A 23292-nucleotide genomic window follows, 5' to 3' on the forward strand; every position below is an offset into this window, starting at 1 on the left:
CATAATTAATAAAATTCTGTGCGGCGATCTGTAAAGACAGGAATTTGTTTGCGAATTTCTTTTACAAGTTCCAGGTTAACGTCAGCACTTAAAAGTTCTTCGCTATCGCCAGCTTCAGCGATTATTTCTCCCCATGGATCGATGACTAAGGAATGTCCGGCAAATGTGTTATTAGGATCTTGGCCTACACGGTTACACGCGATTACATAGCATTGATTTTCGATTGCACGGCTAATGAGCAGTGCTTTCCAGTGGGCAAGTCTTGGAGCCGGCCACTGAGCGACAACAAACAAGACTTCTGCTCCGCTGCTAGTATGAACCCGAATCCATTCTGGAAAACGAATATCGTAACAGATAACTCCTGCGCATAAAGACTGTTCAAGTGTAAAAAGATTTTTTGCTGTTCCTGCTTCTAAATAGAGGTGTTCATCCATTAATTTAAATAAGTGCAGTTTACTGTATTGTGATACTTCACGACCTTTTCGGTCAAAAATATACATCGTATTCGTGACGCCTTGCTCTGTTTTTTTCGCGATCGAACCCGCCACAATATTTACTTCGTTCGTTTTAGCAAACTGAGAGATTAATTGCTTGGCCTGCTGTCCTTCCTCATCTGCAATTTCGTCTAGCCGCGTCAAATCATAAGCTGTATCCCATAGCTCAGGAAGCACAAGGATATCAGGATTTTCTTTCATGGCTTCCGTCATTTTTTGTTGAATATATTTTCGGTTTTTAGTTGGGTTTCCAAACGCAATATCAAGCTGCAAACACGTGATTTTTACACTCACTTTATCATCCGTCCTTTTTTTAGTAGTTGAAAAAAATGACTTTACAAGTTGAGTATTACAATATATTATTTGTGACTAGAATTTCAAGAATTTTTTGAGAAGGTGTGCGATGATGAAACAATTTGAGCAATCGGAACTATTAAAAAGTTTACCAAAACAATTTTTTGCATCACTTGTAGGCAAGGTAGGAAAAGTAATGGCCCAAGGGCATGACGTTATTAACTTAGGGCAGGGAAATCCTGATCAGCCTACTCCTTCACATATTGTAGAAACACTGCAAAAAGCAAGTGCTAATCCTATGCATCATAAATATTCTCCGTTTCGGGGGCACCAGTTTTTGAAAGAGGCCGTTGCGACTTTTTATAAGCGAGAATATGGCGTTGATGTAGATCCTGAAAGAGAAGTAGCTATTTTGTTTGGCGGGAAGGGTGGACTTGTTGAAATCCCGCAGTGCTTATTAAACCCTGGAGACACGGTGCTGGTTCCGGATCCTGGATACCCTGATTACTGGTCTGGAGTAGAGCTTGCAAAAGCAAAGATGGAAGTGATGCCGCTCACGGCTGGAAATCATTTTCTACCCGTATACGAAGAGATAAGTGAACGTGCCAAAGAACAGGCAAAGCTCATGTTTTTAAACTATCCGAACAATCCTACTGGTGGAGTGGCAACAGCAGAGTTTTTTGAAGACACCGTGGCGTTTGCTGCCAAGCACGATATTTGTGTGGTACACGACTTTGCCTACGGAGCAATTGGATTTGATGGTAAAAAGCCAATCAGCTTTTTACAGACTCCTGGTGCAAAAGAGACGGGAATTGAAATTTATACTCTTTCTAAAACGTATAACATGGCGGGATGGCGAGTTGGATTTGCTGTAGGAAATGAAAGTGTAGTAGAAGCTATTAATCTTCTTCAAGATCACATGTATGTCAGTCTCTTTGGAGCGGTTCAAGAGGCCGCGGCCGCAGCTCTGTTAGAATCTCAACAATGTGTGAATGATTTAGTTAAGCGCTATGAATCTAGACGCAATACCTTTATTCAAGGACTTCGAGAAATTGGTTGGGATGTTACATCTCCAGCGGGCTCCTTTTTTGCATGGTTAAAAGTTCCTGAAGGATATACTTCTGAACAGTTTTCAGATTTACTTCTTGAAAAAGCCCACGTTGTAGTGGCGCCTGGAGTAGGCTTTGGAACATATGGTGAAGGCTATGTGCGCGTAGGACTGCTGACGAATGAAGAGCGTATGAGAGAAGCTGTATCTCGAATAAAAAAATTAAATTTATTTTAAAAACGCATTGACAATCCTTTTTGAGTTGGCTTAATATGTAAGAAGTTAACGAGATTAATAACCGATAAATCCTAGCGGTATTTTTTATTTAGTATATAATCTACGAATTCAATTTAAATAAATAGCAACTTTCTTATTAAGAGTAGGTGGAGGGACTAGCCCGATGAAGCCCGGCAACCGACTTAACGCATGTTAAGCACGGTGCTAATTCTTGCAGCAGCAGCTGAGAGATAAGAAGAGCAACGAAAGCCTCTTCTTAATCACAGAAGAGGTTTTTTTATTAACGATATTAAACAGCAAGGGAGTTTTTAGCATAATGAGCGAAATCGTTGCAAGCTACTTACTACATGACAATAAAGGGAATTTTCATAAAAAAGCGGAAGGAATCGCTTTAGGACTAACCGTCGGCTCATGGACAGATCTGCCGCTTTTAGATCAACAGCAGCTTCAAAAGCATAAAGGGCGCGTCATGTCCGTAACTGAGCTTCAAGATTGCGAACGTGTAAACGGATATTTAGGCGGAGAAATTAAGCAGGCTATTGTCAAAATTGCTTATCCAACTGCCAACTTTTCAAGAGATTTACCGGCTATTTTAGTTACGGTTTTCGGAAAACTATCACTTGATGGAAAAGTGAAATTATTAGACTTGGATTTTCCTGATGCATTATTAGCTGAATTCCCAGGACCGCGCTTTGGAATAGAAGGTATACGAGAGAAACTAGGCGTTTATGACCGTCCGCTTGTGATGAGTATTTTTAAAGGCGTGATTGGAAGAGACATGACGTACTTAACAACTCAGCTGCGTGAGCAAGCGCTTGGCGGAGTGGATTTGGTTAAAGACGACGAGATTTTGTTTGATAGTGAACGAACACCTTTTGAAGCTCGCGTTACAGAAGGAAAAAAAGTACTGAATGAAGTATACGAAAAAACGGGACACCGCACGCTGTATGCTGTTAATTTAACGGGTCGAACGTTCGAATTAAAAGAAAAAGCGAGAAAAGCAGCTGAGCTAGGAGCCGATGCTCTTTTATTCAACGTATTTGCTTACGGGTTAGACGTACTGCAGGCACTTCGAGAAGATGACGAAATTAACTTGCCGATTATGGCACACCCAGCTGTTAGCGGAGCGCTTACGCCATCAGAGTTTTACGGTTTTTCAAATTCATTACTGCTTGGAAAGCTATTGCGCTTAGCTGGAGCAGATTTCTCACTGTTTCCATCACCATACGGAAGCGTAGCGCTTTCTCTTGAAGATACGACAGGCATTGCCTACGAATTAACTCGCCCTGTATACAAATATAAGCAGTCTTTCCCGGTTCCTTCAGCAGGAATTCATCCTGGAATGGTACCGCAGCTTGTGAAAGACTTTGGAATCGACAGCATTATTAATGCAGGAGGCGGAGTTCACGGTCATCCAGACGGCGCTATCGGAGGAGGAAAAGCATTCCGTGCGGCGATAGATGCCGTACTCTCTCATCAAACACTAGCCGAAAAAGCGGAAGAATCAAAAGAGTTGCAAAAAGCTTTGCAACTATGGGGAACAGTAGAGGTGAAAGCATGACATCGTTAAAAATCTTTTGTGACTTTGATGGAACAATCACAAATAGCGATAACATTATTGCTATTATGAAAAAATTTGCTCCTCCGGAGTGGGAAAGTATTAAAGACGACGTACTGGCACAACACGTCTCCATTCAAGAAGGAGTAGGGCGAATGTTTGCCTTGCTCCCCGTAGAATTAAAGGAAGATATTATTTCTTATATTTTAGAGACGTCTGCTATTCGAGATGGATTTGATGATTTTATTGCTTATACAAAAGAGCACCATATTCCGCTTTATATTGTAAGCGGAGGAATTGACTTTTTTGTAAAACCACTTTTGGGAAATCGAGTTGCAGAGGAAATGCTCTACTGCAACGGATCTGATTTTTCCGGTGAGCATATTTCCATTACGTGGCCTCATACATGTGATAAACAGTGTACAAATGACTGCGGCTGCTGTAAGCCAACGATTATTCGCCGTCTTGCAGATGAAAGAGATCATACGGTTGTTATTGGCGATTCAATTACGGATTTGCAGGCTGCCAAATTAGCTGATACGGTCATTGCACGTGACTTTTTAATTGAAAAATGTGAAGAGCTATCTCTACCGTATCGACCTTTTTCTACTTTTTATGATGTGATTCACCATTTACAAGAATTAACAGAAGAGGTGAAAGCATGAGTATCATGGCTCAGCAAAGATTACACGAGCTTGCGGATATAAAAGATGAGTTGGCAGAGCGCGATTGGTTCTTAGGCACAAGCGGAAACTTAGCGATTAAAGTGGACCAAAATCCGACAACTTTCTTTGTATCAGCAAGTGGAAAAGACAAAAGAAAACGTACAAATGAAGATTTTTTATTAGTTGATCAACATGGAAGACCTGCAGAAGAAACGCATTTAAAGCCTTCTGCTGAAACGCTTTTACACGTTAAGATTTACGAGTTAACGAATGCTGGGTGCAGTCTTCATGTACATACAATTGACAACAACGTGATCTCTGAACTGTACGGAGATGAAGGACTTATTTCATTTAAGGGTCAAGAAATTATTAAGGCGCTGGGTATTTGGGAAGAAGATGCGGAAATTACTGTTCCGATTATTCCGAATTACGCTGATATTCCGACATTAGCAGAAGAATTTTCTCACCATATAAAAGGCGATCAAGGCGCGATTTTAATTCGTAACCATGGGATTACGGTATGGGGGGAAAATGCGTTTGAAACAAAAAAAGCGCTAGAAGCCTATGAATTTCTATTTAGCTACCATGTGAAATTACTATCACTTAAAGGCATTAAGCCAAAGGTGCATTTATAAAAGGAGGAAACAACAATGGCGCAAATTCGCTTACATGCAAATAATAAAAGAATTGAAACTCAAGAGGAAGTATCAGCTTTTCTAGCAAACAATGAAGTTATTTATGAAAACTGGGATATTACAAAACTTCCAGAAAATCTTCGTGAAAAGTATGATTTAACTGATGAAGAAAAAACAGAAATTCTAAACGCTTTTGATGAGGATATTAAAGATATTTCGGAACGCCGCGGCTATAAAGCTCAAGATGTTATCTCGTTATCGGAATCTACACCAAATATTGATGAATTGTTAAAAAACTTTCAGCGCAAGCATATTCATACAGATGACGAAGTTCGCTTTATCGTAAGCGGTCATGGAATCTTTGTTATTCAAGGAAAAGACGGCGAATTTTTTGATGTTGAATTAGAGCCGGGCGATTTAATTTCAGTACCAGAAAACATTCTTCACTACTTTACACTAATGGAAGATCGTAAAGTAGTCGCTGTCCGAATTTTCGTGACAACTGAAGGATGGGTACCTATTTACGCATAACAACTACTTGTAAAGCATAGGTCATGATCACCCCGCTTTTACATCTAAAAGCGGGGTATTCTTTGGATTATTATAAAACTAACTATTTTTATGTGAATAATAAGTTTAATAGGAGGAACACCATGAAAAAGAGTAAAAAAATGCTGTGGCCACTTACTTTGCTCGTGCTTCTAGTTTTTGCGCTGGCTGCCTGCACGAAAGAACAGCCAAATCTAAACGAGAAAGCACAGGCAGCTCCAGCGCAGCAAGCGGTTTCTGCTAAGCCTTTACAGCAAGAAGGAAAAAAGATTACGAAAGATACAAAAATTGCTCTTATTTCTGAATTTACGTCAGGCACTCACGCTGCTCAGTACATAACAGGTGTGACAAAAGCGGCTAAAAAAGCCGGAGTACAGCTATCCGTTTCTGATTCAAACAATGATCAATCTAAAATGGCTGCGTATTTAGACACGGCTATTAACCAAAATGTTGACGGTATTATGATTGACCACGGCCGGGCTGAAACTCTTGAACCTGGCGTGAAGCGCGCGATTGCAAAAGGAATTCCCGTTATTGCAACAGACGTAGAATTAAAAGTAGAAGGCGTTACAACCATCGATCAAGACGATTATATGCTTGCACTGCAGGGCCTGAAACAAATGATGCAGGACATTAATGGAAAAGGAAACATTGTATATGCGTTTGTTGGAGGATTTGCGCCGATGGAAAAACGCGACAGCATTTATAAAATTATGATGAATCGCTATCCAGATGTAAAACAAATTGCTACGTTCGGAAGCGCAACAGACAACACCTCTCTAGACACCCAAAATAAAATGGCAGCCGTGTTGAAGCAGTATCCAAATAAAGGAGACATTGCAGCTGTTTGGGCACCTTGGGACGAATTTGCCAAAGGAGTCACAAGAGCGATTAAAGAAGCAGGACGAGACGAGATTAAAGTATACGGAGTGGACTTATCTGATGAAGATCTGCAAATGATGCAGGCAAAAAACAGCCCGTGGAAAGCGTCAGCTGCTGTAAACCCAGCTTCAGTAGGAGAAAAGCAGGTTGATTTGCTTCTTAAAAAGATTTCCGGTCAAGAGATCCCTCGTTATTATTCCTTTGATCCGGTTTTAGTCAAACAAACAGATTTGCCTAATCAAACGATTAATATGGATCAGCTTAGTCAGTACGTAGAAGAATGGGGTAAAAAAGAGTAGAAGTGGAGGGACAGATATGAAGAACGAGCTTTCAATGAAGAACATTACAAAAAACTTTGGTTCTTTTCAAGCGCTGAACAAAGTTGATTTTACTGTTCAAAAAGGGGAAATCCATGCTTTATTGGGAGCCAATGGTGCCGGTAAAAGTACTCTGATGAAAATATTGTGCGGAGCTTACGACGAGTACGAAGGAAAAATCTACAAAGACGGAGGAGAAATCTCTATTTCTTCTCCTAAAGAAGCGAAGAGCCACGGCATCGGCATTGTACACCAAGAAGTCGATGTAGCGCTGATTCCTTCGCTGTCAGTAGCTGAAAACATTGTATTAGACGTACAGACTTCTAAGAAAAGCAAGACATTTGTAAACTGGAAATCTATTTATAAGAAAGCGGAAGAAGCCCTTTCTTTACTTGGTTCTTCTTTATCCGTTAAAAAAAATGTTGTTGATCTAACTCTATCAGAAAAACAGCAGGTGCTTATTGCACGTGCAATTGTACAGAATGTTGACTATTTAATTTTGGATGAACCAACCGCACCTCTTAGCGTGGAAGAGACGAAACAATTGTTTTCTGTGATGAGAGAGCTGAAGAAAAATGGAGTAGGTATTATTTACATTTCACATCGCCTTCAAGAAGTGGTCGATATTTGCGATTGTTTAACTGTTTTAAAAGACGGACGCTATGTAGCTACAAAAGCAACGTCACACACTTCGGTTGAAGACGTGATTACGCTCATGTTAGGAACGTCTTCTGTGAAACAGTGGATCAAAAAATCAGTAGAAATCGGAAACGAACTTTTACATGTAGAAGCATTATCTCTTCCAGAGAGGCTTTCTAATATTTCTTTTCATGTAAAAGAAGGAGAAGTAGTCGGTATTGCAGGGCTTGTAGGAGCAGGGAAAACGGAGCTTTGCCGAAGTCTATTTGGATTAGAGCAATATGTCAGCGGTAGCGTTCGGTTAAAAGGCAAGAAGCTAAAGTTGAATAAGCAGCCTTATTATTATATTGCACAAGGTCTTTCTCTTGTTCCTGAAGAACGAAGAAAAGAAGGAATTTTTGTTCATGAATCGATTGCCGATAACTTAGTTTTGCCAAGTCTGTCCCGCTTTACAAACTATTCGTTTCTAAAGCGAGGAAAGATCAAAGAAAAAGCGCAGAAAACGACTGGGCAAGTTGGCGTAAAGTCTCATTCTATCGAGCAGTCAGTTGGAACGTTAAGCGGTGGAAATCAGCAGAAAGTAGCAATCGGAAAATGGCTTGTTACGGACTCTAGCGTGCTGTTGTTTGATGAACCAACTAAAGGAGTCGATGTCGGCTCTAAGCGAGAGATATTCGACTTAATTACAGGTCTTGTGTCACAGAAAAAAGGAGTTGTTTATGCAACCTGTGAATTCGAGGAGCTGCTAGGGGTAGCGGATCGAATTTATGTCATGTACAACGGAAAAATCGTGAAAGAATTATCCAAAGAAGAAGCAACTAGTGAAAAATTATTTTATTATACAGCAGGAGGAGTAAAAGGATGAGTGCGGAGTATGTAACAGAACCTGTAGCGAAACCAAAGAGAAAAATAAGCGTTTTCGACTTTTTTTATAAATATGGGACAGTCTTAATGATTTTCGTTATTATGATTATTTTTTCCATTGCCACACCTAACTTTTTAACAGGAGAAAACATTAGTGATATCCTGCGCTCTATTTCCATTGTTACCTTAATAGCGCTTGGTGTAACGATATCGTTAACCGTCAACGGACTCGATTTATCTGTAGGGTCTACGGCTGGGTTAGCCACTATTTTATCAGCCTCTATGCTTGTTTTACACAGACAAGAAATTGCAGTTGCTATCATTATTCCGATTATTGCATCGCTTCTCATCGGGTTAGTGAATGCTTTTTTAGTAGTGAAAGTAAAGATTCCTGATATTTTAGCCACTCTTTCAATGATGTTCATCGTCCAAGGGATTTTATTAACATATACAAAAGGCTCAGCTATTTATACCAATATGCCTTTACCAAGCGGAGAAAGAGCTCCGGGAATTTTTATTCCTTCTTTCCTTGCGCTGGGGCAAGGTCACTTTCTAGGTATTCCTGTTCCTGTTATCATTATGCTGCTGACTGTGCTGCTTGTTCATATCGTTTTTTCCTATACGAAGTTTGGGCGTTTTTTCTATGTAACAGGAGGGAACATAGAAGCAGCAAGGCTTTCGGGTGTACCGGTTAATCGTTACCGTATGTATGCCTATATGTTTTCAGGTTTGCTTGCTGGAATTGGAGGAGTCGTTTTAGCTGCTCGTATTGGAGTAGGAGAAGTGAACGCAGGCTCACCATTTTTAATGGATGCCGTAGCTGCTACATACATTGGCTTTTCCGTATTTGGAGCAGGGAAACCGAATGTATTCGGGACGCTGATTGGCTCTATTTTAATTGGTGTGCTGCTAAACGGATTAACGATGCTAAATGTTCCGTATTATATGCAAGACATTATTAAAGGAGCTGTATTAGCAGGAGCCTTGGCTTTAACATATTACCGCTCGAAACAAACATCTACGGCTGTGTAAACAGCCGTTTTTTTTCGTTTGAAATCGGGAAGAATAAGGAAAAACAATGGTATAGCCTATTATTTATGTAGAAAGAGGGAGTATAGATGAAACGTGTCGTCGTTATAGGAGGAGTAGCCGCTGGAATGAGCGCAGCTTCACAGCTTCGCCGGATGAAAGAAAAAGAAGAAGTGGAAATCCTTGTGTTTGAAAAAGGTGGAGATATCTCTTACAGCGCATGTGGCATGCCTTACTATCTGTCAGGTGTTGTAAAAGAAAAAGACGATTTGATTGCTCGGACGAAACAAGAATTTGAAGAGCGAAACATCTCCGTCCACCTTTTTCACGAAGTTAAAGAAGTAAATCATACAAAAAAGTACATAGTAGCGCAAGATGTAAAGACGCAAACAGAAAAAGAGATAACATATGATGAACTCATCATTGCAACTGGTACATCGGCTGTTAAACCCAATTTTATGCGTGATAACATGCCGAATGTATGCACATTAAAATCATTAGAAGACAGTGAAAGAATCTATACATATCTACAGGCTCACGCCGTAGAGAAAGTCACCATTATCGGCGGAGGATATGTCGGAATGGAAGTAGCTGAAGCAATGAAGGCTGTGGGAAAAGAAGTACGCGTCATTGAACAGGGAAAGCAGATTTTATCTATTTTAGATCAAGAAATGGCAGAGCATTTACAAAAGCAGCTAGATGACGATATTTTATTTCATTTCGAAGAAGAAGTAGAAGCATTGCTGCATTCAGATGGTTCTGTCACTCACGTTCAAACAAACCGTCAAACATATCAAACAGATTTAGTGATTGTAAATGTAGGAGTTCGTCCGAATACGCAATTCTTAGAGAGAAACGGACTAAGAATGCTTGAAAATGGAGCGATTTTAGTAAACGAGAAGCTGGAAACCAACGTGCCTCATATCTACGCAGCAGGAGATTGTGCAACGAGCTATCACCGCGTATTAAAAAAAGATGTTCACATTGCTCTTGGAACCATTGCCAATAAGCAGGGAAGGGTTCTTGGTTATCGATTAGGGGGAGAAAATAGAGAATTTCCGGGTGTTGTAGGTACAAGTATTGTCAAAGTAATGGACTATGAAATTGGAAAAACCGGCATTTCAGAAAGAGAAGCAAGAGAAAATTCTCTTTTATACAAAGCCATCACAGCGGAGGCTCCGAGTCATGCTTCTTACTATCCAGGAGCTGAAAAGATTGTGATAAAACTTGTTTATCATCCTGAAACAAAAGAGATTTTGGGGGTTCAAATGATTGGTAAAGAAGGAGTAGCAAAACGAATCGATGTATTTGCGACAGCTATTACTTGCCGCCTCACAACAGATGAAATAACCATGCTAGATCTTTCGTACGCTCCTCCTTACGCTACGGTATGGGATGCCGTACAGATCGCTGCTCAAAAGGCCGAATAGAAAAAGAGGATAAAACCAAAGTATATTAGTTAAAAGAAAATCCGAACGGTAAATCGTTCGGATTTTTTCATTGTGATGGTAAATATAAGGTTCATGTATGTAGTTGCTCCTAGCTGTTGATTGGAAGGTAAAGCGAAGCTTTGCACGGAAATCAACAGTAGTGGACTAAGTGATTCATATGAGCTCATTTATCCCATTTGTTCGTCTTTGGATTGGATTAATTTCGTTATGTCTCAATCTCTTTTTTCTATTCGACAAGCAGCATCTTTTGTCGAATAACAAATTGTAAAAAAAAGATAAATAGTATTCCTATAGTAATGTAAGCGCTTGTAAAATCCGACAAAATAATTTTTTTGCAAAAAAAATGTCTATTATTGCGACTCTATTTACATATTTAGTAGAATTTGTAATAATGCGTTATAAGCTAATTTCTTTGTCATAGGAGAGGATTTTGTGTTTGGAGTGAGAAATAGAACGAAATCAGAGAGATTATTAGTGGAAATCGTCCAAAAAAGACAAAAGATGGTGCAGCTCGGAGAAGAAAAAGGTCTGACTAATGAAGAAACCGTTACCTGTAGTCAAGAGCTTGATCAGCTCTTACTCGTTTATCAAAAGCAGCGTTTAAAAGAAGAGGAAGAAAAAACGTCATTTGCAACATTGATTAGCCGCTTTTTATCTTTTTCAAAGCTGTAATGTGTAATGCAAGACAAGCATTCGGGATCGGGCAGTAAAACAATTTTTCTGCCCGTGGCCTCTCTTCAGTTTTAAAATATGTTAATTAAAAAAATCATAAACAACATACCAAAAATAAATGAATAAGTAGCAAATCTTTCGTTTCCGTCGCCGTGACTTTCCGGAATCAACTCTTTATAAATAATAAAAAGCATGGCTCCAGCAGCAAAAGCTAATCCATATGAAACCAGAGAATCAACAAAGTTAGTTAAATAAAATCCGAGTAAAGCCGTTACAATTTCAACGGAGCCTGTAAGGGTCGCAATTAAAAATGCTTTTATTTTACTGATATTTTGCTGAGCTAAAAATAGCGCAACCAACAGTCCTTCAGGTGCATTTTGAAGACCGATTGCAAGTGCAATTAAGTTCCCTGTATTTTCAACATTTGAAGCGTAGCTAACACCAACAGACAGTCCTTCAGGAAGGTTGTGCAACGTAATAGCGGACACAATTAAAAGGGCTTTTTCATCAAATTGAATGCCGGTTTTAGAATGCTCAAGATCAATGTGAGGAATATTCTGCTCCAAGAGTGTTAATGTTACAACTCCAAGCAGTAAGCCAATGGCTAAGGAAAAAAAACCTCCGCTTTGAAGGGATTCTGGAATTAAGCTCATAGTAGAAGCAGCCGTCATAATACCTGCAGTGAGCGCAAGAAGCACATCTTTCCATCGATGAGTGAGTTCTTGATTCAAAAACAGAATAGGCAAAGCACCTACTCCAGTCGATAGGGCAGAAAGAATGCTTCCAATTAGTACCTCAGTCATAAACCGTCTCCTTTTACGTATTCTTCTTTTTATCCTCAATTCACATCGTTCTTTTAGTGTATGTTTTTTTGTTTTTTATGAGCATGACTATTTTAAAATTGAATCTCATTATGAAAAAACGTAAAAAAGTTGAACCAATGAAGGTTCAACTTTTTATGTGAAATACAGCTCCTGAACTTGGTTAGCAATGTGCTCAAGCTTATTGGAAACTTGAGGAATGCCATACCCTACGTACAAAGGAGATGTGGCAAAGCGAGGAATGATTTTCGCCGCAATTTTGCCATTTTGGAGATTATAAAAAAATAAGTTGTAGCTCGTGCAGCTACGATGAAAATGGTTTAATAAATAGTGAGCGGCCGTTTGAAGATAATCTGCAAAAGCGTGCAGCTCTTTGTCAATCTGATCTGTGATCACGTTAAATTCAAAAAAGCCCATTCGAGGTTTTACAGATAAATTAAATGTGACGTGTTCGCTTTGGGCAATTGTAACTCCTTCAAACTGCTCTGGCTTCACATTTTCATTTACATCCATCTCATTTAAACCAATAATTTGCATATGAGGATGCCGTAACGATCCTCCAGACATAGGGCCATGGTTTTTAAAGAAAAGAACAGAAGCATATTCCCCGCTGTTCATCATCGATATCCATCGTTCAGTAGCGAAACTCAGCAAGGTGTACAGATGTTCCTTTGGATAAACAGATAGTTCCGAAGAGCATTCATCCGTCTCAATAATAACCGTCTGATAAGCATCTTGTAGAACCGGAAATTTATTTTTTAGCCAAATGATAGGTCCTTGTTTTTCAATGATACCTGTAAGAGATTCAACATCACAAAATGGACAGGGATTTTGCCGATTAACGATTGTTTCAGGCTTTTGTGAACCAATCGCGGAATTAAATAATAAATGGGTTGGTTTCATAATCATTCACCTTTTTATGTAATGGTCATATGTTTATTGTATTAAAAGCATATGTATAAATCCACTTATATACATTTTTTATCAAAAAAATTGTACAAGCAGAGAGGATAACCGATGAAATAAGTCTGCTTTGATTGACTTTGAAGGGAAATTTTAGTATTATCTTGATATCAAGATAATATTAAAGGAACTGATTAAAATGACGAATGATGTAACTAGAGAAGAGTTAGACCAATCTCTTAAATTATTTATTGTACTATCTCGCGCCAATCGTTCAATTAATGATCATGTGCATAAATTTATTCAACAGCATGGAATGAATCCAACCGAATTTGCTGTCCTAGAGTTATTGTACCACAAAGGTCAGCAGCCTCTTCAGCAAATTGGCGGAAAAATTCTACTCGCAAGCGGCAGTATTACGTATGTAGTAGACAAGCTTGAGAAAAAAGGTTTCTTAGAGCGCGTTGCCTGTCCGAACGATCGCCGTGTAACCTATGCAGCGATCACTAAGCAAGGCAAGGAAATGATTGAAAGCATGTTTCCGAGTCATGAAAAAAGAATTCATGATATTTTATCCGTTTTGTCTAGTGAAGAAAAGGAAGCTGCTATTTCGATGCTTAAGAAATTAGGGCACTATGCAGATGAATTTTTGCCGGAATCGACTAATTAATTAAAGAAAGCTCGTTTGTTTCTGTTGAACAAACGAGTTTTTTCTATGACTTCTTTCATGACCAATCGACATAAAAAATAAAAAGTGACAAAAAATTGAAATTGACAGGAATACAGCTGGATAAAAACGAATTAGGTTACATATAGACTATAGAGGAAGGGGAACAAATGATGAAATTTGAGAATTATACATATACGCGACCTGATATGAATGAAATTGAAAAGCAGTTTGAAAAGGCTATTACACATTTTACGGAAGCAGCGTCAGTCAGTCAGCAAAACGAGGCAATTCGTTTAGCAAATAATGCGTACTCCCAGTACAGTACAATGGGGAACATCTGCTATATTCGTCATTCTATAGACACTGCGAATGAATTTTATAAAGAAGAACAAGACTATTTTGATGAAACGCAGCCGCTTTTAGAAGGATATGTAGAGAAATTTTACAAAGCATTAATTTCATCGCCTTTTAAACAGGAACTAGAAGAAAAATGGGGCAAGCAGCTGTTTTCTCTTGCTGAAATGCAGTTAAAAACATTTTCGCCGGAAATAGTAAAAGAGCTCCAGGAAGAAAATAAGCTATCGTCTCAATATACGAAACTAGTGGCGTCAGCTAAAATTGTATTTGAAGGCGAAGAAAGAACGTTAGCTCAGCTCGATCCGTTCATGGAGTCACCTGATCGAGAAATGAGAAAAAAAGCAGCAGAAGCGAAGTTTCAATTTTTTACCGATCATGAAGAGGAATTTGATGATATTTACGACAAACTTGTAAAAGTGCGGACCAAGCTTGCCCAAAAATTAGGCTATAAAAATTTCGTAGAAGTAGGCTATGCTCGTATGTCCAGAATAGGCTATGATGCTGAAATGGTTGCTGCTTTTCGCAAACAAGTAAAAGAGTATATCGTTCCCCTTACTGAAAAATTAAAAAAGCGTCAGCAGGAAAGAATTCATGTAGAGAGCTTAACTTATTATGATGAACCGTTTCAGTTTGAAACAGGAAATGCAGTACCAAAAGGTGATGAAAAGTGGATTATTGAAAATGGACGGGTTATGTATAAGGAGCTTTCTAAAGAGACGGACGAATTTTTTTCGTTTATGCTTGAAAATAATTTGATGGATTTAGTCGCTAAAAAGGGCAAAGCAGGCGGAGGCTACTGTACGTTTATTGAAGAATACAAAGCGCCGTTTATTTTTTCAAATTTTAACGGAACATCAGGCGATATTGATGTGTTAACGCATGAAGCAGGGCATGCTTTTCAAGTGTACTCAAGCCGAGATATGGAAACTAATGAGTATCACTGGCCTACGCATGAAGGAGCTGAAATTCATTCAATGAGCATGGAGTATTTTACATGGCCTTGGATGGAATTGTTCTTTAAAGAAGACAAAGATAAATACCAGTTTTCGCATTTAAGCTCAGGCTTAACTTTCTTGCCTTACGGGGTAGCCGTAGATGAATTTCAACATGCTGTATATGAACGCCCTGAGATGAAACCTTCGGAACGAAAAAGAACGTGGCGAGAAATTGAAAAAAAATATATGCCTTCTAAAAACTATGATGGCCATCATTATCTAGAAAGCGGAGGCTTCTGGCAGCGCCAGCTTCATATTTATACGTCTCCGTTTTATTATATTGATTATACGCTCGCTCAAATTTGTGCATTTCAATTTTGGAAAAAAGATCGAGAAAATCATGAACAAGCATGGCAAGATTATGTCCATTTATGTAAGCTTGGCGGAAGTAAGCCATTTTTAGAATTAGTGGAGGAAGCGAATCTGATTTCTCCATTTGAAGAAGGCTGCGTGCAGTCTGTAGTAGATGAAATTGAAAACTATTTAAACAGTATTGATGATAAAAAGCTATAAAAACAGGGCTTGAGACATAACAAAATCATTCGAATCTAAAGACGAACAAATGTGATAAACAATCTAGTATGAATCGCTTGTTACACCGCCGTTGATTTCCGTGCAAGGCTTCGCTTTCCGCGGGCGGCCGGTGAGCCTCCTCGGCGCTTATGCTCCTGCGGGGTCTCACCTATTCCGCTTTTCCCGCAGGAGTCTTCGCCTTGCCCTCCAATCAACAGCTAGAACCACCTAGATTAAACCTACGCTCACCCTCATAATAAAAAAATCCGAATGAGTTTGATTCTTAATTAAAAAATAAACTCGTTCGGATCTTCCTTCAACTAACATACTTTTGTTCTAGCCTCTTTTTTTAATGGTTCACTCCTTGTTCCCATAGAGGAATCGTAAGGGTAACGCTCGTTCCTTCGCCAACAGTACTTTTAATCTCAAATGTTCCTTTATGCTGATACAAAATGTTTTTAATCACAACAAGTCCAAGACCGGTGCCTGAGGGCTTCGTGGTAAAAAAGGGCTTTTGAATATGCGTAAGCAAATTTGAGGGAATGCCGACTCCTGTATCTTTAATGAATATAGTAAGATCTTTAGTATGCTGAGTAACGTTTAAATGAATTTCTCCTCCGCTAGGCATAGCTTCGAGCGCATTTTTTAATAAATTAATGAGTACTTGCTTAATTTGATTGGCATCACAGCAGATGTATGTATGCGGGGCTTCCACCTGCGTTTTAATGACGACATTTTTTAATACACATTCTGATTCAAACAAAAGAATAACGTCATTTAAAATAGTAGAAAAAGCATGCTTTTCCATAACCGTATCATGAGGTTTAGCAAGCAATAAGAATTCTCCAACGATTGAGTTAATCCGATTCAATTCACTCAGCATGATGGTTGTATAAGAATGATAGCGGCTGCTGTCTTCATGAATAAGCTGAATAAATCCATTCAGAGAAGTAAGCGGATTTCGAATTTCATGAGCGATTCCCGCTGCCATTTCGCCGGCTAAAGACAATTTATCGGTTTGGCGAAGAAATTTTTCTGTTTCCTTCTCTTCGGTAAGGTCACGTGAAATACCAAAAAGCGCAACGACCTGTTTATCACGATTAAAAATAGGTGAAACAGTGATTTCTACATCAATTATTTTTCCGTCTTTTCGCTTATCTTGAGTTTCAAAGGCAACCAGCTTTTCTCCTTTCTTAACCCTTTCGAATCGGCTTTCAGCGTCGCCTTTTAAGCCAGCAGGAATAAAAGGAATGGTTTTTCCGACAATTTCCTCCGCTGTCCATCCATATATTTGCTCAAAAGCATCGTTTACTTTAATCACTTTACCGTCTAGACTGAACACGGAAATGGCGTCGCGGTTATATGTAAAAAAAGATTGTAAATACTCTTGTGCTGAATAGAGTTCATCTTCGGTTTTATTCATTTTGACCGTGGTAATAGCAATTAGTTTTTTAGAGAAATGAGCACAGTACAACAAAATAATCATTGTGATCAGCGTAAATAAAATGAAATAAACGATATCTAATTTCACGAAGGTCACAGATGTAAAAAGAGTGTTGCTTACATAAAAGTACAAAACAATTATTATGGACATTAATGTGGAAATTACAATAGCGATATAACTATAATAAATAAAACTAACAATAATTCCAAGAAACAAAAACAAATAATTAATAACAGCAGGTTCAATAGATGTCATGTACGCAATATAGGCATAATAGCATATGAAAAAAGAATACATAATGATAGCAGGATGAAAACGAAAGTGATACATAGCCGTCACTAACAGTAATAAAACCCCTCCGCTTATAAAAACAATCATTTGAGGGGCAGCTGCAATAAAGTGATATAAAACAATGTGAACAACATATAGCAGCCAAAAAATAAGTAAAAGAATAAAATTCCGTTTTTTTATGAGGTTGTGTGATTCCATAAAAAATCCCTTTCTTAAATGGTGAATAATTTTATAGGAGAATAACTTTATAGTCATCTAGTCGCACGGTATAGTAATATATCACTCATATTAGCATAGTTACAACTGTGTGAATAGACGAATTGAGTACTTAGACCAAGGAAGATAGATCTAGAATGAAGCAGGTTATAAAACCTTAAGGAAATATAAGCGGAATATGAACAAAATGAAGGAGATGTAAAGCTTTTGTGATAACCTTGTAAAAGTGAACTTTTTTCCAATTGGATAGGCTATACTGCCAGTAGAGCCATATGAATGGTGACTACATAGAGGCTCAGATGATTCGAAAGGAGACGGTAAAATGAACAAAAGTTTATTAGTCAAGTTATTTGGATCACTTCTAGCAATTATGTTAATCACAGCATGCAACTCACAAACAGATGAAAAAGATGCAACAGAACAGCAAACAGAACAGTCGGATGATACTCAAGCGGAGGATACAACTACAGATGATTCACAGGAAACAATGAAGCAAGACGAAGCAGATGACTCATCTGGGGATGAAGCAACTGATGATCAAGAAGAATCAACGGATAGTGCGGATGAAAAAACAGATGAAAGTAAATAAACGGAAATATTTCTATAAAAAAACGCGACTCAAGTAGAGTCGCTTTTTTTATGAGTTTTGTACGGTAATTTCGCTTGCTTCATTTAACGTTACGTTCACTGTTGATACGTCCGCATCATCTAACAGTAAATCTGTAATTCGATCTTCAAGCTGTTCTTGAATTGCTCGGCGGAGTGGTCTAGCACCGAATGCAGGGTGATAGCCAAGTTCAGCCAGTTTTTCTTTTACTTCAGCTGCTACGTGGAGCGTGATGTTTTGCTCTTGTAATGTTTCTTTCAATTCAGCAAGCATAAGGTCAACGATTTTAATTAAGTTATCTTTTTCAAGGTGATTAAATTCAATAATTGTATCAAATCGATTTAAAAATTCTGGTTTGAAATAAGATGAAAGTGAATCTAAAACCGATGCCTGCTTAAGTGCGTCATTTTCTGCATCGAACCCAACCGTAATTTTCTTTTCACCTACACCAGCGTTACTTGTCATAATGATAACTGTGTCTTTAAAGCTTACTGTACGACCTTGACTATCTGTTAGACGTCCATCTTCTAAAATTTGCAGAAACATATGCTGAACGTCTGGATGAGCTTTTTCAATTTCATCTAGTAAGATGATAGAATAAGGATTACGGCGTACTTTCTCTGTTAATTGCCCTGCCTCTTCATGACCTACGTAGCCAGGGGGCGAGCCAATTAATTTAGACACGGCGTGTTTTTCCATGTATTCACTCATATCTAGACGAACCATTGCATCTTTTGAGCCGAATAGTTCTTCAGCTAATGTTTTGGTTAACTCTGTTTTACCGACACCTGTTGGACCGACAAATAAGAATGAACCAATTGGACGATGCTTCGCTTTTAATCCAGCGCGAGAACGTCGAATCGCTTTTGCTACTTTTTCTACAGCTTCCTGCTGTCCAATTACTTTTTGAGCTAAGTGCTCTGCTAAATGCTTCATTTTTGCTGATTCATTTTCTTGAAGTTTACCAACAGGGATACCCGTTTTCTTTTCAATAATTGCTTGAATGTCAGCAATATCCACATTCATTTTTTGCTGTTCTTCGTTCAATTGTTTTTCAAGAGCAGCTTCTTCATCGCGAAGTTTTGCTGCTACTTCATATTTTTCATCCTTTAGCGCCTGCTCTTTTTCTTTTGTAATTTCTTTTAAGCGAGCGGCCGCGTCGTCTTTATTTGTAATGCCTGCCTGTAAATTCATTTTTGAGCCTGCTTCATCTAGCAAGTCAATTGCTTTATCAGGCAAGAAGCGATCTTGAATGTAGCGGTGTGATAAATTTACACAAGCGCGGATCGCTTCATCTGTATAGTTAACGCCGTGATAATCTTCATATTTACTTTGAATTCCTTTTAGAATTTTAACGGCTTCTTCTACAGACGGTTCGTGAACCATAACCGGCTGGAAGCGTCGTTCAAGAGCCGCATCTTTTTCAATCGAACGGTACTCTTTTAAAGTTGTAGCTCCGACTACTTGAAGTTCACCTCGTGCAAGAGCAGGTTTTAAAATATTGCTTGCGTCCATTGAACCTTCCGCTGAACCAGCTCCTACAAGAAGGTGAATTTCATCGATAAATAAAATCACGTTTTTTCGCTGTTGAAGCTCAGAAATTAATTGTTTCATACGCTCTTCAAATTGACCACGTACGCCCGTATTAGCTACGAGAGATGCTACATCTAACAGATATACATCTTTATTTAACAGCTTGGCAGGAACTTTCCCTTCCGCGATTTTTAAAGCTAACCCTTCAACAACAGCTGTTTTACCAACGCCAGGCTCTCCAATTAGCACCGGGTTGTTTTTGTTTCTTCTATTTAAAATTTCAATGACACGCTCTACTTCTTCTTCGCGGCCAATAACAGGGTCAATTAATCCCGTTTTCGCAATTTGAGTTAAGTTTCGACCGAACTGGTCTAAAAATCCGCTGCCGCCATTTCCTTGCTGTGGCTGTTCCGGTGCAGCTTGTTCTTGTGACATTTGCTTGAATAAATCATCGATGTTCATAAAGCCGCCACCTCCAAAGCCTGATGGGATTTTATGTTCTTTCATTAGTGCTTGATAACATGTATGACATAAACGATATTGAGATTTTTGGTTATTTGTTTGTACATTTAATTGAATAGATGCTTCACGTTTATTACAGTTTTGACAAATCATTTAATTAGCCTCCCTAAATGATTTTAATCGAAGATCAGCAGGTGTTTGACCTTTCTTGACCTTTCGTAATTTTATTATACTTTGACCTTTTTTGACTTTCAAGTCTTTTGCTTAAAAAAATTTTAAGGGAAGTTTCTCGCTTATGTACAAAAGGTAGTACATTAAAAAAAGATGTGTTTTATGTGTACCCGTTCTATACATGTAAAAACATAAGAGGCATTTTGTACAATGATCTGCTTGAAGAGGGAATTAATATTAATAAGAAGAAAAGGGGAAAAATGAGTGCAAAGCTTACCGTTGGATAAAATAAGTCATTGACAGCAAGAAAGATAAAAATTATACTCAAGAAGGTTTGCACTTAACTGCGTAAAAGCATAAAAGCGTTTAAGTGAAAAAGAAAGATAGAAAGGGAATACCTCATGAAAAAAGAAATTTCATTTATACAATCAATAGCGGCGGTTTTGGTGCTATTAGCTATTATTTTTGTTTCATTATTTATGTTAAAGCTGCCGCCTCATATTCCGCTAATATTTGGTGTAGCATTTATTAGTGTGATTGGCTTTTTGTTGAAATATAAGTGGACAGAAATGGAGAAAGGAATTTTAGACGGTGTTAGACTTGGTATTAAGCCTATCCTGATTTTAATGCTGATCGGGATGCTCATTGCGATTTGGATGGTAGGCGGAACGATACCGACGATTTTATCCTACGGCTTCCACTGGATTTCACCGCAGTACTTTTTAATTAGTGCTTTGGTTATTACCGTATTAGTTTCAACATTCACGGGAAGTTCATTAACAACTGTCAGTACGGTAGGGGTCGCTTTATTTGGCGTAGGAACTGCTATTGGTGTACATCCAGGTCTAGCAGCGGGGATGATTGTTTCAGGAGCCGTGTTTGGAGATAAGATGTCTCCCTTATCTGATACTACAAATTTTGCTTCTGGTATCGTTGAAGTGCCGCTTCCTAAACATATTCAGCACATTACGTGGACGACGGTTCCAAGTATTGTCATTACCGCAATCATTGCATTGGTCATTGGGATGAACGGAAACCAGGAAAGCGTCAATTACGGAGAAATTCAAGGAATTCAAGAGGCATTAAAGCATACGTTTAATTTACACGTGTTGACGTTGCTTTCTCCACTTTTAGTTCTTATTTTTTCGATGAGAAGAGTCGATGTATTGCCAACGTTAGTTTTAGGGATTGTAACGGCCATTATTACAGGAATGATTACACAGCATGAATTTACGCTGAGTCAATTGCTAGGCGTTCTTCAAAGCGGACCGGCAGTAGAGTCAGGAAATAAAGTAGTCGATGCTATTGTAAATAAAGGCGGATTACAGTCCATGATGTTTTCTATTTCTCTTATCATGATTGCCTTGTCGCTAGGTGGCTTGATGAGAGCGGTTGGAATTATCGATGCTTTATTAAAAGGATTAGCAAAACAAATCCGCCGCAGCGGAGACGTTATTTTTGCTACGCTTCTATCTTCAATTGGGGTGAATGTCATCACAGGAGAACAGTATTTATCGATTCTTCTGCCTGGGCAGACGTTTAAGCCACTGTATGAAAAGTGGAACTTAGATCTGAAAAACTTATCACGAACGCTAGAAGACGGAGGGACGGTTATTAATGCTATTATCCCATGGGGTGTCAGTGGTGCTTTTATTTCAACAGCATTAAACATTCCAGCAGCTGACTATATTCCATTTACATTCTTTAGCATTCTCTGTCCGATCTTTTCAATTATTTTAGCATATACAGGCATTGGTATTGCCAAGAAAAAAGCTCAGTCTTAACTGAGCTTTTTTTTTGAAAAAGGACAGGTAAAAAACGACAAAAAAAGTATCATTCCACTTTTCAAATCTATAATTTAATAATACAATTTACTATACGTCTTTCTTGTTCATGTATTTGTATGAATTCTTATTTCTTTACAGATGAAGAAATTTGAGTTTTGCGGTATGATAAATAAGCTGTATTGGCGATGGGATGAATGCCCTTTTTAGCAAACATTTAAGAAGGGTAAAGCCAAATGAAAACACTCATTATAAAAGAGAAAAGATATTTATTGAGGAGAGGGTTTCTGTTGAAAAAATGGGGCATCATTGCATTAATCACTGTAGCTGTGCTCGGTGTGACAGCGGTTTTTAACCGAGCTGAAAGTGATGATGTAAATAAAGAAAAATTGAATTTATTATCGCCTTATTCAAATAAAGTAGATGTATATAGCATTACGTATCCTAGTGATAATTTAAAGATAAAAGGGTTTTTAGTACAGCCTAAAGACATTGCAGACAAACATTACCCGCTTTTAGTATATAATCGCGGAGGAAATCGCGAACACGGTATGATTCGCGCAAAAACACTTCAGTACTTATCATATTGGGCAAGTAAAGGCTACGTCGTTGTAGCGACTCAATACAGGGGAAATGGTGGAAGTGAAGGAACTGAGACCTACGGCGGTAAAGATATTGACGACGTATTAAATCTTATTAAGTGGGGAGAACAGCTTCCTTATGTAAATCATCAGCAAAAGGTAGCGCTAGGCTATTCACGCGGCGGTATGATGACGTATTTAACGATGAAAAACGGCGTTAAATTTGATGCAGTTGTCGTACAATCAGGTATTACAGACATGTTTCAATTCTACGATCAAAGAGGGCCTGAAATGAAACAAGTGCTGCGGACAATTGTAGGAGATCCGGCGCAATATCCAGAGAGGTATAAAAGTCGTTCTGTTGTCTATTGGAGTGATAAAGTAAATTCACCACTGTTAATTTTGCAAGGCGATCATGATCGTAAAGTTCACCACACTCAGGCTGAAAAGCTTGTGAAACAGCTAGATGAGCAGGGGAAAGAATACAAATATGTACTGTACAAAAACGGCGACCATCCGCTAACTGCTTATTATGATCAATATAACGAGGAAATTGATAAATGGTTTAAAATACATTTAGCTAAGCAGTAAAGAAATTGGAAGCAGTTTT

General features: G+C 38.5%; 21 protein-coding genes and 1 riboswitch. Of the genes, 15 read left to right on the top strand and 6 right to left on the bottom strand.

All coding sequences use genetic code 11. The annotated features are described in order from the left end of the window. Positions 1-5 precede the first annotated feature (5 nt). Positions 6-788: a carbon-nitrogen family hydrolase gene (locus ACOZIR_RS15525; RefSeq protein WP_216142579.1), complete on the bottom strand. Its 783-nt coding sequence runs from the start codon at positions 786-788 to the stop codon at positions 6-8. A gap of 112 nt (positions 789-900) precedes the next feature. On the opposite strand from ACOZIR_RS15525, the gene ACOZIR_RS15530 reads away from it, so the two are divergent. The 10 genes from ACOZIR_RS15530 (at position 901) to ACOZIR_RS15575 (ending at position 11334) form a co-directional block, all read left to right on the top strand. After that, positions 901-2073: a pyridoxal phosphate-dependent aminotransferase gene (locus ACOZIR_RS15530; protein ID WP_328121565.1), complete on the top strand. Its 1173-nt coding sequence runs from the start codon at positions 901-903 to the stop codon at positions 2071-2073. A gap of 130 nt (positions 2074-2203) precedes the next feature. Beyond that, positions 2204-2310: riboswitch (SAM riboswitch) on the top strand. Positions 2311-2389: 79 nt separating this feature from the next. Beyond that, positions 2390-3634: a 2,3-diketo-5-methylthiopentyl-1-phosphate enolase gene (mtnW, locus tag ACOZIR_RS15535; RefSeq protein WP_045292825.1), complete on the top strand. Its 1245-nt coding sequence runs from the start codon at positions 2390-2392 to the stop codon at positions 3632-3634. Continuing rightward, positions 3631-4296: a 2-hydroxy-3-keto-5-methylthiopentenyl-1-phosphate phosphatase gene (locus ACOZIR_RS15540; RefSeq protein ID WP_328121560.1), complete on the top strand. Its 666-nt coding sequence runs from the start codon at positions 3631-3633 to the stop codon at positions 4294-4296. The genes mtnW and ACOZIR_RS15540 overlap by 4 nt, the downstream gene beginning before the upstream one ends. Next, positions 4293-4931: a methylthioribulose 1-phosphate dehydratase gene (locus ACOZIR_RS15545; protein ID WP_045292823.1), complete on the top strand. Its 639-nt coding sequence runs from the start codon at positions 4293-4295 to the stop codon at positions 4929-4931. The genes ACOZIR_RS15540 and ACOZIR_RS15545 overlap by 4 nt, the downstream gene beginning before the upstream one ends. Before the next feature lie 15 nt (positions 4932-4946). Further along, positions 4947-5462, top strand: coding sequence for a 1,2-dihydroxy-3-keto-5-methylthiopentene dioxygenase (locus tag ACOZIR_RS15550; protein WP_045292822.1), 516 nt, complete (start codon positions 4947-4949; stop codon positions 5460-5462). Positions 5463-5584: 122 nt separating this feature from the next. Next, positions 5585-6661, top strand: coding sequence for a sugar ABC transporter substrate-binding protein (locus ACOZIR_RS15555; RefSeq protein ID WP_328121561.1), 1077 nt, complete (start codon positions 5585-5587; stop codon positions 6659-6661). A gap of 16 nt (positions 6662-6677) precedes the next feature. Beyond that, entirely contained in the window at positions 6678-8183 is a 1506-nt protein-coding gene (locus tag ACOZIR_RS15560) for a sugar ABC transporter ATP-binding protein (protein ID WP_045292819.1), read from the top strand. Beyond that, the gene (locus ACOZIR_RS15565) at positions 8180-9214 is read left to right on the top strand and encodes an ABC transporter permease (RefSeq protein WP_045292817.1); all 1035 of its coding nucleotides are present in this window, start codon (positions 8180-8182) and stop codon (positions 9212-9214) included. The genes ACOZIR_RS15560 and ACOZIR_RS15565 overlap by 4 nt, the downstream gene beginning before the upstream one ends. An 86-nt stretch (positions 9215-9300) precedes the next feature. Next, on the top strand, positions 9301-10641 hold the full coding sequence (locus ACOZIR_RS15570) for a CoA-disulfide reductase (RefSeq protein ID WP_045292815.1): 1341 nt from the start codon (positions 9301-9303) through the stop codon (positions 10639-10641). A gap of 453 nt (positions 10642-11094) precedes the next feature. Then, complete coding sequence (locus ACOZIR_RS15575; protein WP_013082228.1) at positions 11095-11334, top strand: aspartyl-phosphate phosphatase Spo0E family protein; 240 nt, start codon at positions 11095-11097, stop codon at positions 11332-11334. Between the two features lie 71 nt (positions 11335-11405). Here ACOZIR_RS15575 and ACOZIR_RS15580 read toward each other — a convergent pair whose 3' ends face one another. Together ACOZIR_RS15580 and ACOZIR_RS15585 are read right to left on the bottom strand one after the other, a co-directional pair. After that, the gene (locus ACOZIR_RS15580) at positions 11406-12137 is read right to left on the bottom strand and encodes a ZIP family metal transporter (protein ID WP_328121563.1); all 732 of its coding nucleotides are present in this window, start codon (positions 12135-12137) and stop codon (positions 11406-11408) included. A 153-nt stretch (positions 12138-12290) separates the two neighbouring features. Continuing rightward, a complete protein-coding gene (locus tag ACOZIR_RS15585; RefSeq protein ID WP_045292812.1) occupies positions 12291-13058 on the bottom strand; it encodes a DUF4931 domain-containing protein in 768 nt (255 codons plus the stop codon). Between the two features lie 199 nt (positions 13059-13257). Here ACOZIR_RS15585 and ACOZIR_RS15590 point away from each other — a divergent pair, with 199 nt between their 5' ends. Next, on the top strand, positions 13258-13728 hold the full coding sequence (locus tag ACOZIR_RS15590) for a MarR family winged helix-turn-helix transcriptional regulator (protein WP_045292810.1): 471 nt from the start codon (positions 13258-13260) through the stop codon (positions 13726-13728). A gap of 170 nt (positions 13729-13898) precedes the next feature. Then, the gene (locus tag ACOZIR_RS15595; protein WP_328121566.1) at positions 13899-15593 is read left to right on the top strand and encodes a M3 family oligoendopeptidase; all 1695 of its coding nucleotides are present in this window, start codon (positions 13899-13901) and stop codon (positions 15591-15593) included. Between the two features lie 80 nt (positions 15594-15673). Here ACOZIR_RS15595 and ACOZIR_RS15600 read toward each other — a convergent pair whose 3' ends face one another. Together ACOZIR_RS15600 and ACOZIR_RS15605 are read right to left on the bottom strand one after the other, a co-directional pair. Further along, positions 15674-15808 (bottom strand): hypothetical protein, encoded by a 135-nt coding sequence (locus ACOZIR_RS15600; RefSeq protein WP_014461068.1) that lies wholly within the window; start codon positions 15806-15808, stop codon positions 15674-15676. Between the two features lie 134 nt (positions 15809-15942). Continuing rightward, a complete protein-coding gene (locus ACOZIR_RS15605; RefSeq protein WP_328121341.1) occupies positions 15943-17526 on the bottom strand; it encodes a PAS domain S-box protein in 1584 nt (527 codons plus the stop codon). Positions 17527-17866: 340 nt separating this feature from the next. Here ACOZIR_RS15605 and ACOZIR_RS15610 point away from each other — a divergent pair, with 340 nt between their 5' ends. Further along, positions 17867-18133, top strand: a complete 267-nt coding sequence (locus ACOZIR_RS15610) for a hypothetical protein (RefSeq protein ID WP_328121340.1) — start codon at positions 17867-17869, stop codon at positions 18131-18133. Positions 18134-18181: 48 nt separating this feature from the next. Here ACOZIR_RS15610 and ACOZIR_RS15615 read toward each other — a convergent pair whose 3' ends face one another. After that, a complete protein-coding gene (locus ACOZIR_RS15615; protein WP_421535708.1) occupies positions 18182-20299 on the bottom strand; it encodes an AAA family ATPase in 2118 nt (705 codons plus the stop codon). Between the two features lie 419 nt (positions 20300-20718). On the opposite strand from ACOZIR_RS15615, the gene nhaC reads away from it, so the two are divergent. Next, the gene (gene nhaC, locus ACOZIR_RS15620; protein ID WP_045292803.1) at positions 20719-22101 is read left to right on the top strand and encodes a Na+/H+ antiporter NhaC; all 1383 of its coding nucleotides are present in this window, start codon (positions 20719-20721) and stop codon (positions 22099-22101) included. A gap of 290 nt (positions 22102-22391) precedes the next feature. After that, positions 22392-23273: an alpha/beta hydrolase family protein gene (locus ACOZIR_RS15625; protein ID WP_045292802.1), complete on the top strand. Its 882-nt coding sequence runs from the start codon at positions 22392-22394 to the stop codon at positions 23271-23273. Positions 23274-23292 lie beyond the last annotated feature (19 nt).

Origin of the sequence: Priestia sp. D3YE.R1 (assembly GCF_049199565.1) — a bacterium.
Taxonomy (GTDB): domain Bacteria; phylum Bacillota; class Bacilli; order Bacillales; family Bacillaceae_H; genus Priestia; species Priestia aryabhattai.